At 62.4% G+C, this 14,039-nt stretch carries 13 protein-coding genes; 4 read left to right on the top strand and 9 right to left on the bottom strand.

All coding sequences use genetic code 11. The annotated features are described in order from the left end of the window. Positions 1-328 precede the first annotated feature (328 nt). Complete coding sequence (gene leuA, locus MOV76_RS19250) at positions 329-2,080, top strand: 2-isopropylmalate synthase (RefSeq protein WP_047618613.1); 1,752 nt, start codon at positions 329-331, stop codon at positions 2,078-2,080. A gap of 91 nt (positions 2,081-2,171) precedes the next feature. Here leuA and MOV76_RS19245 read toward each other — a convergent pair whose 3' ends face one another. Beyond that, the gene (locus MOV76_RS19245; RefSeq protein ID WP_183619205.1) at positions 2,172-2,681 is read right to left on the bottom strand and encodes a helix-turn-helix domain-containing protein; all 510 of its coding nucleotides are present in this window, start codon (positions 2,679-2,681) and stop codon (positions 2,172-2,174) included. Positions 2,682-2,686: 5 nt separating this feature from the next. Here MOV76_RS19245 and MOV76_RS19240 point away from each other — a divergent pair, with 5 nt between their 5' ends. Further along, positions 2,687-3,667 (top strand): zinc-binding dehydrogenase, encoded by a 981-nt coding sequence (locus MOV76_RS19240; protein ID WP_247265076.1) that lies wholly within the window; start codon positions 2,687-2,689, stop codon positions 3,665-3,667. 56 nt (positions 3,668-3,723) lie between these two features. On the opposite strand, the gene MOV76_RS19235 is transcribed toward MOV76_RS19240, so the two are convergent. The 4 genes from MOV76_RS19235 to MOV76_RS19220 all read right to left on the bottom strand — a co-directional run bounded on the left by MOV76_RS19235 (position 3,724) and on the right by MOV76_RS19220 (position 6,896). Continuing rightward, complete coding sequence (locus MOV76_RS19235) at positions 3,724-4,569, bottom strand: anti-sigma factor (RefSeq protein ID WP_130729343.1); 846 nt, start codon at positions 4,567-4,569, stop codon at positions 3,724-3,726. Between the two features lie 2 nt (positions 4,570-4,571). After that, entirely contained in the window at positions 4,572-5,081 is a 510-nt protein-coding gene (locus MOV76_RS19230) for an RNA polymerase sigma factor (RefSeq protein WP_130729342.1), read from the bottom strand. A gap of 186 nt (positions 5,082-5,267) precedes the next feature. Next, positions 5,268-5,828, bottom strand: a complete 561-nt coding sequence (locus MOV76_RS19225; protein WP_130729341.1) for a hypothetical protein — start codon at positions 5,826-5,828, stop codon at positions 5,268-5,270. 159 nt (positions 5,829-5,987) lie between these two features. Continuing rightward, positions 5,988-6,896 (bottom strand): metallophosphoesterase, encoded by a 909-nt coding sequence (locus tag MOV76_RS19220; RefSeq protein ID WP_130729492.1) that lies wholly within the window; start codon positions 6,894-6,896, stop codon positions 5,988-5,990. 73 nt (positions 6,897-6,969) lie between these two features. Here MOV76_RS19220 and MOV76_RS19215 point away from each other — a divergent pair, with 73 nt between their 5' ends. Further along, positions 6,970-7,446, top strand: a complete 477-nt coding sequence (locus MOV76_RS19215; RefSeq protein ID WP_018446696.1) for an NUDIX domain-containing protein — start codon at positions 6,970-6,972, stop codon at positions 7,444-7,446. Positions 7,447-7,452: 6 nt separating this feature from the next. On the opposite strand, the gene MOV76_RS19210 is transcribed toward MOV76_RS19215, so the two are convergent. Further along, the gene (locus MOV76_RS19210; protein ID WP_028732926.1) at positions 7,453-8,439 is read right to left on the bottom strand and encodes a glutathione S-transferase family protein; all 987 of its coding nucleotides are present in this window, start codon (positions 8,437-8,439) and stop codon (positions 7,453-7,455) included. Positions 8,440-8,633: 194 nt separating this feature from the next. Between MOV76_RS19210 and MOV76_RS19205 the strand changes: the two genes are divergently transcribed. After that, positions 8,634-9,197, top strand: a complete 564-nt coding sequence (locus MOV76_RS19205; RefSeq protein ID WP_080763986.1) for a GNAT family N-acetyltransferase — start codon at positions 8,634-8,636, stop codon at positions 9,195-9,197. Between the two features lie 60 nt (positions 9,198-9,257). On the opposite strand, the gene MOV76_RS19200 is transcribed toward MOV76_RS19205, so the two are convergent. The 3 genes from MOV76_RS19200 to MOV76_RS19190 form a co-directional block, all read right to left on the bottom strand. Beyond that, positions 9,258-9,674 (bottom strand): GNAT family N-acetyltransferase, encoded by a 417-nt coding sequence (locus MOV76_RS19200; RefSeq protein ID WP_130729340.1) that lies wholly within the window; start codon positions 9,672-9,674, stop codon positions 9,258-9,260. A gap of 4 nt (positions 9,675-9,678) precedes the next feature. Next, entirely contained in the window at positions 9,679-11,748 is a 2,070-nt protein-coding gene (locus MOV76_RS19195; RefSeq protein WP_247265075.1) for a hypothetical protein, read from the bottom strand. A 1-nt stretch (position 11,749) separates the two neighbouring features. Then, positions 11,750-14,039, bottom strand: a 2,290-nt coding sequence (locus MOV76_RS19190; protein ID WP_247265074.1) for a DUF4159 domain-containing protein, incomplete at its 5' end; no start/stop codon positions are given.

Raw genomic sequence — 14,039 nt, 5'->3', positions numbered from 1 at the left:
CCGGGCAAGGACTTGCCAGCTTTACCGTCCGAGGCTATAAGCGCGGGCATGAAGACCACTGGCGCCAGAATTTCTGACACGATTGCACGCGGCCGCATCGCCCTGCGTGACAATACGCGCGCCCTGACCTCGCTTCTTCTCCTCGGCCTTACGCGCGGTTGCCGGGTCCCTTGAGGAGCGCCCGGCGGCCGAAAGCCCGCCCGGCCATCGCTCCTCGCGACTCACTTTCAAAATTGACCTAACGACCGACAAGGTCCGCATTTGTTTATCGCCAAGCCCGACGTGATCGGCTAAGAGCGGGCAAATGCCGGGACGAGGAGACGATACGATGGACGCGAAGACGCAATCTTCCCAAAATAAGGTGGCCTCCACAAACAAGACGGCCCCCGCAAAAGGCATGCCCGACGCCGCGGTGAAATACCGGGCCTATCCGCAGGTGAACATTCCCGACCGCACATGGCCGACGAAGACCATTACCAAGGCACCGGTCTGGTGCTCGGTCGACCTGCGCGACGGCAACCAGGCGCTCGTCGACCCGATGGGCCACGATCGCAAGGCGCGCATGTTCCAGTTGCTGATCGAGATGGGCTTCAAGGAAATCGAGATCGGGTTCCCCTCGGCTTCGCAGACCGATTTTGACTTTGCCCGCTGGTGCGTGGAGGAGGGCAATGTGCCCGACGACGTCTCCCTGCAGGTCTTGGTACAGTGCCGCCCGGAACTCATCACCCGTACCTTCGAAGCACTGGAAGGCGCAAATCGGCCGATCGTGCACTTCTACAACTCCACCAGCGAGTTGCAGCGCCGCGTCGTCTTCGCCAAGGATGTGCAGGGGATCAAGCAGATCGCCGTCGATGCCGCCAAGATGATCACCGATATGGCCACGAAGGCCGGCGGCGGTTACCGTTTCGAATATTCGCCGGAGAGCTTTACCGGCACCGAACTCGATGTGGCGCTGGAGATCTGCAATGCCGTCATCGAGGTCGTCAAGCCGACGCCCGATAACAAGCTGATCATCAACCTGCCGTCCACCGTCGAGATGGCGACGCCGAACGTCTATGCCGACCAGATCGAATGGATGTGCCGCAACCTCGACAATCGCGAGAACCTGATCGTTTCCCTGCATCCGCATAACGATCGCGGCACCGGCATTGCCGCTGCCGAACTGGCGTTGCTGGCTGGTGCCGACCGCGTCGAAGGCACGCTCTTCGGCAATGGCGAGCGTACCGGCAATGTCGACATGGTGACGATGGCGCTGAACATGTTCACGCAAGGCGTCGATCCCGAGATCGACTGCTCGAATATCGAGCGCATCAAGGAAGTGTTCGAATATTCGAACCAGATGGCGATCGGCGAGCGTCATCCTTACGTCGGCGAGCTGGTCTATACGGCCTTCTCCGGCTCGCATCAGGATGCGATCAACAAGGGTATGAAGGCAGCACAGGTCGCCAACCATCCCGTGTGGGAAGTCCCGTACCTGCCGATCGATCCGCGTGATGTCGGTCGTTCCTACGAGGCGATCATCCGCATCAACTCGCAGTCCGGCAAGGGCGGCATCGCCTATATCCTGCAGCAGGATTACGGGCTGAACCTGCCGCGCAACCTGCAGGTGGAATTCCGCGAGGATATCCAGCGCATCACCGACGTAGAGGGTAAGGAGCTTCCGTCCCGGCGCATCTATGACCGCTTCATCGAGCGCTACGTGACGCAGCCGGAAGGGCGCCTGCGCTTCGTCGACCATCACACCTATCCTGACACTGAGCACAAGGGCCAGCGGATCGTCGCAGCCGAGATCACCGACAATGGGGATATCAAGCGCATCGAAGGGCGCGGCAACGGTCCGATCGACGGCTTCATCAACGCGCTGTCGCATTATCTCGGCATCGAGATGTCGGTCGAGGACTATTCCGAGCATTCGCTCCAGCATGGCTCGAACGCAGCGGCGATCTCCTACGTCGAGACCTCCTATCCCGGTGGCAAACTCTTCGGCGCCGGCATCAATACCAACATCGTCGCGGCGTCGCTGGAGGCGATCGTCTCGGCCGCCAACCGCGTGCTCGACGTGAAGGCTGGCAAGGCCTGATTTCGGCAGGTCTCAGGCCGCGATCGCACTACTGCATAATTCCTTAGATCGGAATCGATTTAAGGATAAAATTATGCAGCAATTCAAAATGTTACAGCGCCCTTTGCGCGTCTGAAAAGACGCGCGGCGCTGTAGCGCTGCGCGGCCTGACGATGCAGTCGGCGATCTCGTCGGCCTCGTCGCGCGCCTCGGCGTGCCGCTGACCCCATTGGCAGAGCGCCAGCAACACCGGTTCGAGACCGAGGCCGAGTTCGGTCGCGCTGTATTCGACGCGGCCGGGGACTTCGGCGAAGATCTGGCGGGCGACCAGCCCGTGCTCCTCCATCTCGCGCAGCTGCTGGATCAGCACCTTCTGGGTGATGGCGGGCATCATCCGCTTCAGCTCCGACAGACGCTTCGGGCCGGAGAAGACGTAATAGAGGATGACTGGCTTCCAGCGCCCCGAGATCACCTTCAGCGCGCGCTCGACAGGCAGTTCCGGCAGTCTTTTCATCGGCTCAGCCATGGTCACCTCCTGGTGGGTAGGGCACGAAAGAGTGTGTATTTTTGCCTGATATCCTATTGCTAAACCTGCCCCACGCCAACCAGACGTGAGGTTCATCTGCCATGAAAGCCGTTCAATTCACTCGCTTCGGTCCACCCGATGTCCTCGAGCTCGTGGAACTGCCGGTTCCCGAGCCGGGCCCGAGCGAGGTTCTCATCCGCGTCCACGCGGCGGGTGTCAACTTCTTCGAGGTGTTGATGCGGGCTGACCGCTATGCCGCAACGCCTGACCTGCCGATGTTTCCCGGTGTCGAGGTCGCGGGTATAATCGAGCGAGCAGGGCCTGGTGCCGACCGCTCGCTGATTGGCACGCGGGTTGCCGTTCCTCTCTTTGCGATCGGGCGCGGTTCGGGCGGTTATGCCGAGTTCGCCGCGGTCGATGGCGGGGCGGTGGTGCCGCTGCCCGACGCGGTCTCCTTCGAGGCGGCTGCCGCGTTGATGGTGCAGGGGTTGACGGCGCTGCACCTCCTACGCCGCAGTCCCGTGAAAGGCAAAATCGTTCTCGTCAACGCAGCAGCCGGCGGTGTTGGTTCTCTGCTCCTGCAACTGGCGAGGCGCGACGGGGCGAAGATGGTGATCGCAGCGGCGAGCAGTGACGAAAAGAGGGCGCTTTCCCTATCTCTCGGCGCCGATCATGCGGCCGATTATACGGCGCCCGGCTGGCAGGAGGACGTCAAGAGGCTGACCGGAGGGCTCGGCGTGGATATCATCTATGAAACCGTCGGCGGGGCGTTTTCACGGGCGGCGCTCGATGTGCTGGCGCCTTGCGGCGAGCTGGTGCTGGCGGCGATGGGGCGGTTTGGGCTTGAGGCGGCCGATGTCGAGCACATGCTTGATGACAATCAGTCAATCAAGGGATTTTCGCTATTGCCGCTATTGACGCCTGAGGGTGTGCGGGAGGATCTTGCCGCGCTCTTCGAGCTTGCCGCGGCGGGTGCCCTGACGGTTATCGACGGCGGTCGTTTCCCACTGCATCAAGCGGCGGAAGCGCATCGCGCCATCGAGGAGCGGAGGGCGGTCGGCAAGGTGGTGCTGGTGCCTTAAGTCAAAGAAGGCGAGCACGACGTCGTGCGAAACCGCTCGTCATCATGCTCCGGCAATCAGATCGCGGTGGCGATCTCCATGGCAAGCTGGCCGAGCGTTGCTTCGGCGGAGGGGCCGGCGAGCACGTAGGAGGTGCCGGCATTGTGCCAGGTCACGAGGCCGATCTCGTCCTTGATCGTTTCCTTGAAGTCGTCGGTCTCCGGCGGCTGCGCGTCCTTGCGGAAGCAAATGGAAATGATGTCGCCATCGGCATTCGAATAGACGAGCTGCCCGACAGGGCGGCTGTCGCCGAGGATGACGCGCGCGCCCTGGAAGGTCCAGGCTTCGGCGCTCAGATCCGGCACGCGGAAGGGCACACCGATCGCGGTCGTCAGCCAGCTGGAGATTTCCTCGGCCTGCGAAGCGGGCACTTCGACGAGATGACGGGGCTGGCGGATCAGCAGGCGCTGATAGGCGGTGACGTCGCCGAGCCAGTCGTTGGTATTGGCCGGAGCCGTATTGGTGGTAGCCGTGGTGGCAATCTCGTCGGCATCCGGGGCGGTGCCGACAAAATAGCCGATACCGCAACCGACGGCAAAGAGGATGAGGGCGGCGGCCAGCGCCTGCGGGCCGCTCGGCGCCAGTTTCACTTGCGGGCGCGTGGCGCGCTGGGCGATCGACGTTTTCGGCGGTTGCGTGCTCTTGATGGAACGGACGAGGGCGAGCGGCACCGGCTCCTTCAGTATATCGTCCAGGCGGCGGCGGCCGAAATCAGCCCCATGGCGCAGCTTCTCATGCAGCCGGCGCGCATTCTCGTCGCTTGCCAGACGCTGCTCCAGTTCGTGCCGCTGTTCGGGCGAGACTTCGCCATCGAGAAGGGCGGTGAGCTGGGCTTCGAGCGGCAGTTTCCTAAGATCGAGCAAATTCAGAACCTGTGGATCGGGTGGGTGCCGGCAAGCCCGGCAAATTGCAGCCTTGCGGTGGCAAGTTGCGAGACGACGTTTGCCACCGGAATGCCCATGATGTCGGCCGCCTGCTGGTAGCTGTGGCCTTCGACGTCGACAAGCAGGAACATGCTGGAAACGCCATCCGGCATATCGGAAATCATGTGATGGATGGTGTCGGGATCGACTGCGGCCGAGCGTTCACGCGCGGCTTCGCGAATATCGGTGACGTTGCCACGGCCGGAAGCCTTCGGCTTCCGCTTGCGGTTGTCGTCGGTCCATTGCTGGCGGGCAAGCGTGTAGATCCAGCTTTCCAGCCGGCCTTCGCCGCTCCATTGATGACCTTTGGCGATGGCGCGCTGACAGACGGACTGAACGAGTTCATCGGCCACAGCAACCTCACCCGCGAGCGTGATCGCGAAGCGGCGGAGGCGGGGCAGGAGGCCGACGAGATCACGCCGGAGATCGATGGTCGTTGCGGGCTGACGCATTGTCTATCCAAGAAGCATTCACAATGGTTTCGCGGTCGAAGGGTTCGCCCTCGGCGCGAAGCCGACATGGTTGGCGCCGGCGATACATGTGCTTTATGAAACAAGTCTCCTGCACTTCGCAAGCATCCGGTCGTCTTCATCCCTCTTTCCCAAGGGATTTTCGTATTGTGGCCCGCAAAGCTTGCGTCAATATGTCTTGTAGCCGTTCAAGCTTTGCAGCAGAGCGCGATAGGCCCAAGTGCCTTCGCCGCCGCGATCACGGATTTCGACAAGCTGGACGCGGGCGCCCTGGATATCTCCCTGTTCCACCAGCGCCATGCCCATGTAGGAGCGGGCGAGGATGTAATTCTCATCCGCCTGCAGCGCCTTGCGGTAGTAGGACATGCCGAGCTCCACGCGGCCGGCCTTGCGGTTGGCGTAGCCGAGATAGTTCAGGATGCGCGGGTCGTTCTGGTTGCGGGCGAGATTGAGCACGGTGATGGCGTTGTCATACTGGCCGGCATAGGCAAACTCGCGGGCGAACTTATAGAGATCGTCGTCGTTGAAGCTGCTCTTCTTCGGGTTGACACATTCCTTCTTGGCCTTGTCCCAGACCTTGCCGCCGGTGCAGGTCTTGGTCGTCTGGGTCTTCGGCGGCGGATTGGTGTCATCGTTGTTGTCGCCGACCGCGAAAGCGGCCGTGGCGATGCCAAAGGCAAAGCCGGCGGCGAGCGAAAGTCTGGACAGGTGACGGAAAGAAGAAGTCATCGGCGCGCTCCGTTCTCAGGCAATGCAGTTGCTCGGATTGTACGCTTACCACTAAAAATACCAAGAGGGTAAGCAACCTCCATGGCAAATGTTGCGACGGTGGCCGGATGTCCTCGCAGATCGATTCAAGTGCTGCATAAAAGGAGTCCGGACCCGGCGCTAAGGTGCGAAAATATTGGCACTTTCCGGCATCACCGCGTCGCCGGTCCTGTTGAGGCTGAAGCGCTCGCCGCTGAGCTCCCAGGCGCCGGGAGAGCCGTCGATGGAGAAGAGGTTGTAGGCGGCGGGCGGCTTGATGCTGCCCGGTCCCTGCGAGGCTGACGCGATGCCGACGACCGGCACTGGCTGCACCTGGCCGCGCAGCCAATGCAGCGTGTTCAGGTGCGTATGACCGTGCAGCACGAGTTCGGCGCCGCCCGTCGAAATCACGGCAGCGAAGCGGCGGATGCCGATCATCCGTTTGTAGAAGGCCGTGGCGCCGCGGATCGGCGGGTGATGGATCATGACGACGCGGAAGAGACCGGCTTCGCCAGCCGCACGCAGTATGTTGACAGTATCGCGGGCCTGTCGCGCGCCGAAAAAGCCAGATGCGGCGAAAGGAGGGGTGGCGACCGCCGTCGAACAGCCGACAATCGCGACTTTGCCGCGGACGCGCAGATAGGGGAAGATATGGCGGTCGTCCTGCCATTGCGGCGGGGCCAGATCGCCGCGGACATAGTCGTACCAAGCGCGCATCGACTTCTCATAGGCGCCTGGCACATAGGCGTCATGATTGCCGGGAACGACTGACGTGTTCGCGGGATCGCCGAGCGCGCGCAGCCATGCGGCGGCAGCGCGGATCTCAATGCCGCTCGCCAGATTGACGAGGTCGCCGGTGACGGCCACGTGATCGGCCTGATGGGCGCGGATGTCGTCGAGCAGCAGATCCAACGTGCTGCCGAAAAGGTGCTTGCGTCGATTTCGATGCCAGTTCACAAAGCCTGTTATGCGTTTTGAAAACAGCTCCTGAATGGAAAGACTGGGCAACGGCCCAAGGTGGACGTCGGAGATATGCGCGAGCTTGAACATGTTACGAGACATAGACCAGCTTATTGACAAATCAAACACATCGGGCGCGATGAAGAGCTGAAACGGAGCGATAGTGGATAAAGAGAACAAGCCCCTCTACACGAGGCTGGCGTTGCGCCTGCTGCATGTCTATTTCAGTTTCGTCCGCAGCATGACCGTGGGCGTGCGGGCCGCCTGTTTCGATGAAGACGGACGCATCTTTCTCGTGCGCCACAGCTATATCGGCGGCTGGCATATGCCGGGCGGCGGGCTGGAGCGCAACGAGACGGTCGAGGAAGCGCTTGTCAAGGAATTGCGCGAGGAGGGCAACCTCAGGATCATCGGCAAGCCGCAGCTGATCCAAGTCTATTTCAATACCACGACGACAAGGCGCGACCATGTCGTCTTCTACCGGGCGACCGTCGAGCAGACGGCGCCGCGGCCGCCGGACTGGGAGATATCCGACAGCGGCTTCTTTTCCCTCGACAGCTTGCCCGAGGGTACGACCAAGGCGACGCATCGCCGCCTCGCCGAGCTTCGGGGCGAGCAGGAGCCCGATCACTGGTGGTAAGAAGTATCAGGCGGCATTTAGCCTGGCGCGGCCATGCGGGCTGTCGAGATCGAGCGCCGGACCGACGGGGACGATGCCGGTCGGATTGATCGTCTTGTGGCTGCGGTAATAATGCTGCTTGATGTGGTACAGGTTCACCGTCTCGGCCACGCCTGCCGTCTGGTAGAGGTCCCTGAGATAGCCGGGCAGGTTGCGGTAGTCGGCGATGCGGCGGATGTTGCACTTGAAATGGCCGACATAGACGGGGTCGAAGCGCACCAGCGTGGTGAACAGGCGCCAGTCGGCCTCGGTCAATCTGTTGCCGAAGAGGTAGCGGCCCTTGCCGAGGCGTTCGTCGAGCGTGTCGAGTGTTTCGAACAGCTTGCCGACATTTTCCTCATAGGCTTCCTGGGTGGTGGCAAAGCCCGCTTTGTAGACGCCGTTGTTGACGGTGTCGTAGACGGTGGCGTTCAGTGCATCGATGTCGGTGCGAAGGTCCTCGGGATAGAAATCAGCTGTCGAGCCGGTCAGCCCGTCGAAGGCACTGTTGAACATGCGGATGATTTCGGCGGATTCGTTGCTGACGATCGTGCCGGTCTTCTTGTCCCAGAGCACGGGAACGGTGACGCGGCCGGAATAGTGCGGATCGGCCCTGACATAGATCTGCCAAAGCGCGGACGCTCCGAAGAGGTGATCGCCGGTGGCGCCGTCGCCGACCTTAAATTCCCAGCCGTTCTCGACCATCAGCGGATCGACGACGGAGACCGAGATCAGCTCTTCGAGCTTCTTTAGCTTGCGGAAGATCAGCGTGCGATGCGCCCAGGGGCAGGCGAGCGAGACATAAAGATGGTAACGCCCGGCCTCGGCCTTGAAGCCGCCGCTGCCGGAAGGGCCGGCCTCACCGTCTGATGTCACCCAGTTGCGGAACTGCGAGGGCTGCCGCCTGAAATGGCCCTTGCTCTCCTTCGTGTCGTACCAGGCGTCATGCCAAACGCCGTCCACCAGCATTCCCATGGTCTTCATTCCCTTGATTGCGTGTTGGAATGGAAGATATCGCAGATGGCAGGGCTTTACAGGCGGCAAAGATTGAACAGTGCGTCACGTCGTGCATTTTGCGTTGGACGGCGGAAATTTTTCCTGCTATCGGCCTTTTCACGATTTTCGGACCCCTGCTTGATGTTCATTTCCAGAAACCCGCGACGACGCTGATGCTCCCGAACGCCCAAGGCGTGTTCGAGACCCATCAATCTGTCCATCCGGTTTCTGTCATCATGTACAAGCACGATCTCGTCTACCTCACTGAAGACGCGTCCCATGACGCCGCCATCGAACACATCAACGAAGAAGCCTTCGGTCCAGGCCGCTTCACGCGCGCCGCCGCGCGCATCCGTGAGCAGGGACCGCATGACCTGTCGCTTTCCTTCATCTGCACCGATAACGGCGAGACGATTGCCTCCGTGCGCATGACGCCGGTACTGGCCGGTACAGTGAAGGGCCATCTGCTCGGCCCGCTCGCCGTCCGTCCCTCTCACAAGAACAAGGGCATCGGCCGGGAACTGGTGCGGATCGCAGTGGAGGCGGCAAGACGCAAGGGCTCGGAAGCTGTCATCCTCGTCGGCGACCCGCCTTATTACGGACCGCTCGGCTTCGAGAAGGTCGCCTACAACGCGCTTTCTTTTCCAGGCCCGGTCGATCCCCGTCGTGTGCTCGTCGTTCCGATCGCCGAGGGCGTGCACGAGCGGCTGAAAGGCACGATCGCCTGGCGCGAATGATTTAGAGCGCCGTGCGCGGACGCACAAAGGACCTCTAACTCTTTCAATCCTCGCATCCTGCTAGAGGCTTTTCCGGAGGAAGCTGCGCGTGCGGCCTTCCGGGAAATCCTTGAGCTCTCCGAAAATCTCATAACCCTGACGCAGATAGACGCGCAGAGCCTGAGGGCTGAACGTGTCGATCCAGGCGCCGCGGCACCCTCGCGCCCTGGCCTCTTCTTCCGCCTTTGCGAGGATATTGCCTGATATACCGGTGCCGCGCAGTGTATCGGGAATATAGAGCATCTGGGTGAAGAGCCAGCCCCAGGCGGTAAAGCCGGAAAGACCGCCCGTCACCTTTCCGTCGGTGTCGCGGATGAGGACCACAAGCGGCCGGCGATTCGAGGGGCCGACATCGCTGTTGTTGAAGGCCGAGAGCGCATCGGTGATCGCCGCCAGTTCCTCCGGCGAGGGCGAAGCGGTGAGCTCGAATTCCGGCATGAGATTACCGCCCCTCGCGCCACCACATGGCGCCGAAGGCGAGAAGCAGGATGCCGACGCCAGCGAACCCGGCAAAGAGCGGCAGCGTGTTGATGCCCTTCAAGACCGTCTCGCTGGTCATGCGGATCATCATGCGATCGTTGTCGGAGACGCGAACCTGGCCGCGCACCGGCAGGATCGGCGGGACGGAGATCGCGCCATTTGCATTGGAAACGCGGGCGACGAGACCCTTGCTTCTGTCGGCGACCGGCTGCAGCACCTCGGTTGTCGAGATCATCGCCTTGAATTCCGGCGCGTCGACGGCGCCGATATGGACAAGCGTCGACAGCTTGCCGTTGCGGATTTCGAAGAGGCCGATCTCGTCCATCCTCTTCTCGGCCTTGTAGAGGCCCGGTTCGGACTGGGTGAGCGGCAGGGTTTCGGTCTTGCCGGAGGGATAACGCACGGTGGCGTTGCCGGGATTGTCGCCGATCGTCTGGCGCGTGACCTCAAGGGTCCGGCCCGAGGCGCGCGCCGTCAGCGCTTCTTCCTCGAGCGCCGGCTCCTTCATCAGCCAATGGGCGATACGGCGATAGAGCGAAACGTTCGGACCGCCGCCTTCGAAGCCGCGCGCCCAGAGCCAGCCCTGATCGGAAAGCAGCATGGCGACGCGGCCCTGGCCGGCGCGGTTCAGCACCAGCAGCGGGTGGTTGTCGGCGCCGAGCATGATCGTCTCGCCCTGCGGCCGGTCGACATCGACGCTACGGAACCATCGGCCCCAATGCGGCGGCTCCTCGCCCGAACCATCAAGGCCGCGCGTGACGGGATGTTTGCGGCCTTCCTCGGAGAGGCGGGGATAGAAGGCCTTTTCGATCATCTCTCCGGTGGGCGTTGCTGGCAGGACCGAGGAGAGTGGCGTCAGTGCAATGGAATCGGGGCCGGCGTGCTCGGGGCCGGCGGCGATCAGCAGCGCGCCGCCATTGTCGACATATTGCGCGATGTAATCGTAATAGAGCAGCGGCAGCACGCCGCGGTGCTGGTAGCGATCGAAGATGATCAGGTCGAAATCCTTGATCTTGTCGACGAAGAGTTCACGCGTCGGGAAGGCGATCAGCGACAGCTCGTTGATCGGCGTGCCGTCCTGCTTTTCCGGAGGACGCAGGATGGTGAAGTGGACGAGATCGACCGACGCATCGGATTTCAGCAGGTTGCGCCAGGCGCGTTCACCGGCATGCGGCTCACCGGAGACAAGCAGGACGCGGAGATTCTGGCGGATGCCGTCGATGACGTGGACGGCACGGTTGTTGGCGGTGGTGACTTCGCCAGGAAGTGCTGCGACCGAGAATTCGAGCACATTGCTGCCGCCACCCGGCACCTTGAAGGAGAAGGGCGTATCCTGCCCTGGTGTCGCCTGCAGGGTGGCGATCTCGTCACCATTCAGCTTCACCGTGACATCGGCCGCGCCGCCCGGGCTCGGGCCGTCGTCGAAGACGCGCAAGATCACCTGCTGCTCCTCGTTGACGATGCCGAAGCGCGGCCCCTTGATGACTTCGATGCGGCGATCGAATTCGTTGGCCTTGCCGGTTACGAGGCCATGGATCGGCGCGTCGAAACCGAGCGCCTGATTGGCGGCCGGAACATCATGGACCTCACCGTCGGTCAGCATGATTGCGCCGCCGATACGGGCGGGCGGGACATCGGCGATGTTGGCCGACAGCGCGTCGAACAGGCGCGTGGACGGCACGTCGGAATTGACGTCGCCCTCGACATCGACGAAGCGGGGCTCAATCTGGGGGAAGCGGGCGAGCTGTCCCTTCAAGGCCGCAAGCGCATCGTCGGTCATCTTGACGCGATCGGGCGTCTGCTGGCTCTGGCTTCGATCGACAAGAACCGGGACGATCGTCGACAACTGATCCCGGTCTTCCTGCAGGAGCACAGGATTGGCCAGGGCGGTCAGCATGGCGAGTGCCGCCAGCGTTCTGATCCAGGCGCCGCGAATGCCGCGCCAGATCGCGAAGGCGGCGATAACAGCGCTGACGACGGCAAGTGCAGCCAGAACCGACCAGGGCAGGAAGGGCGAAAAGTCGAACGTCATCTCATTGTCCTAACCGTTCGAGGAGGTCGGGAACATGGACCTGGTCGGTCTTGTAGTTGCCGGTCAGCATATACATCATGATGTTGACGCCGGAACGGTAGGCATATTCGCGCTGCGTTTCATCCGACGGCACGGTCGGCAGTATCGGTACGCCGTTGTCATCGATCGCCCAGGCGCCGGCGAAATCATTGCCGGTGATCAGGATCGGCGAAACGCCGTCGGCCGTTGCCGCCGATTTTTCGCTCGGCCCCTGACCACCCTGCCGGGACTCAATCCAGAGGGGGCTGCCGGTATAACGACCGGGAAAGCTCGACAGGAGATAGAAGGATTTCGTCAGCACATGGTCTGATGGTACCGGTTCGAGCGGCGGAATGTCGAGATTGGCGAGGATTGCCTGCAGCCTCTCACCGTTAGCGCTGACATTGCCGCCATTGTCCAATGCGCTGATCTGATCGCGCGTATCGAAAAGCACGGTGCCGCCGTTGCGCATATAGGCGTCGATACGGCTGATCGCCGCGGTCGACGGCATCGGCGCCGTTGCCGAAACCGGCCAGTAGATGATCGGATAGAAAGAGAGCTCGTCTTTGGTGAGGTCGATGCCCACGGGCGGTGCCGGCTCCAGCGTCGTGCGGAAAGTCAGGAACTGGGTGAGTCCCTCAAGACCGCGCTCGGAAATATTGTCCACGTCCTGTTCGCCGGTGACGACATAGGCGAGGTGCGTGTTATCAAGCCTCTGCAAGATGAGGTCATCACCGGGCTGGGAGTCGTCGGCGTGAAGCGTGCCGGGCTGCATGAGAAAGCCGGCGCCGACGGCGACTGCGATCATCGCTGCGGTGCGGACGGCCGGGCGCAATCGCGAGAACGCGCCATTCATGAAGAGGACGATCAGGCTATCGGCCAGTAGCAGCAGAAAGGCTGCGAGAAAGAGTGCGGGTTTTGCCGACCAGCTTTCGCCGCCGATCAGGCCTTCGCGCACGGCATTGGTCCCTGCCGTGTCGAGCGGCGTCAGTTCGGCGTTCTCGGGCAGCACGTTCAGGGAGGTGAAACCGTCCTCGGAACCGTAGAGCCCGGGCGGATTGTCGAAATTCGCCGTCGGTTCGGCTCCGGCCTGCGGGATGAGCGGCCGCGCCGAACCCGTCTCGGAGACCAGCGTGCCCTTGGCCGTCAGCATGCGGAATGGCGGCAGGGTTTCGGAGACACGCGCATTGCCGCGCGCCTCCGACGTCACGCCGCCCGAGCGCGATATCTGCAGGAGGTGACGCAGCATGTCGACGAAAGTGCCTGAGATCGGCAGATCGGACCAGGTTGCTTCCGCGGTGACATGAAACAGGACGATCTGGCCGGATGCGATCTGCTTCATCGTGACGAGCGGCGTGCCGTCAGCCAGGCTAGCCCAGGTGCGTTCGGCAAGATCGGGCGTCGGTTCGGCAAGCACCTGCCGCTTGACGACGACATCGGCAGGGCGCGCTATGCCGGCAAAAGGCCCGAAACTCGGAAATTCGGCAAGCGACTGCGGCTCGCTCCAAGACAATGTGCCGCCCAGCGCCCGTTCTCCCTGGCGCAGGATGACAGGGATCAGCGGATCGTCTGCGGGAGCCGCCGCCATGCGCGGGCCGGCAAAACGCAGGAGCATGCCGCCATTCGATATCCAGCGCGTCAGAGGTTCGTAGGTCTCCTCCGGCAGCCGGCCGATATCGGCCATGATGATGATGGAGGGATTGTTGGCGAGAAGTTTTGGTATCGCGACCGAGAGATCGGAATCGGCGGGCTGGATCAGATCCGCATAGGGCTGCAGTGCCCGCTGGATATAATAGAGCGGCGAGAGCAGCGGCTGGAACTCATCCCCTCCTTCGCCCGACAGCAAGACGACACGGCGACGCTTGAACGCGTCGTCGAGAAGATGGACGGCGCCGGCCGTCGCGCCATTGTCGACGCTGACGCGCGCGAAATCGTTGCGCATCTCGAAGGGTGCTGTGATCGAACTTGTCGCAACACTCTGGCCGGGGCGGAAATCCACCCTGCCATTGGCAATCGAGCGCCCCTGGCTATCGACGGCGTTCAGCGCCACGGATGCGGCCTGCGATGTATTGAGCCGCGTGACCTTGACGGCCATGGCATCAGCCGCATTGTTGGCCGCGGTGATCGCGACCGTCCTTGCGGCATCGCCCTCAATCAGGCGCAGATCAGCGGGCTGGAGTTCGGCCAGCCTGCGCACCGTCGTGTCGTCGGCCTTGGCGGCGGCACCGTCGGTCAGGAAGGCGAGGGTGCCGGGCTTTATGCCGTTCAGGGCG

It is taken from the genome of Rhizobium sp. PRIMUS64 (genome assembly GCF_023006465.1).
In the GTDB taxonomy this organism is placed as follows: Bacteria; Pseudomonadota; Alphaproteobacteria; order Rhizobiales; family Rhizobiaceae; genus Rhizobium; species Rhizobium leguminosarum.
Note: the sequence above shows the minus strand (reverse complement) of the source record. Positions and strands in the feature narration are given on the sequence as shown.

Coding starts and splice junctions, on each gene's coding strand:
- MOV76_RS19210 (WP_028732926.1), bottom strand. CDS start 8,439: ATGGGAATGCTGGTGGACGGCGTTTGGCATGACGCCTGGTACGACACG.
- MOV76_RS19200 (WP_130729340.1), bottom strand. CDS start 9,674: ATGCCGGAATTCGAGCTCACCGCTTCGCCCTCGCCGGAGGAACTGGCG.
- MOV76_RS19220 (WP_130729492.1), bottom strand. CDS start 6,896: ATGTTCAAGCTCGCGCATATCTCCGACGTCCACCTTGGGCCGTTGCCC.
- MOV76_RS19205 (WP_080763986.1), top strand. CDS start 8,634: ATGCTCCCGAACGCCCAAGGCGTGTTCGAGACCCATCAATCTGTCCAT.
- MOV76_RS19225 (WP_130729341.1), bottom strand. CDS start 5,828: ATGACTTCTTCTTTCCGTCACCTGTCCAGACTTTCGCTCGCCGCCGGC.
- MOV76_RS19230 (WP_130729342.1), bottom strand. CDS start 5,081: ATGCGTCAGCCCGCAACGACCATCGATCTCCGGCGTGATCTCGTCGGC.
- MOV76_RS19240 (WP_247265076.1), top strand. CDS start 2,687: ATGAAAGCCGTTCAATTCACTCGCTTCGGTCCACCCGATGTCCTCGAG.
- leuA (WP_047618613.1), top strand. CDS start 329: ATGGACGCGAAGACGCAATCTTCCCAAAATAAGGTGGCCTCCACAAAC.
- MOV76_RS19245 (WP_183619205.1), bottom strand. CDS start 2,681: ATGAACCTCACGTCTGGTTGGCGTGGGGCAGGTTTAGCAATAGGATAT.
- MOV76_RS19195 (WP_247265075.1), bottom strand. CDS start 11,748: ATGACGTTCGACTTTTCGCCCTTCCTGCCCTGGTCGGTTCTGGCTGCA.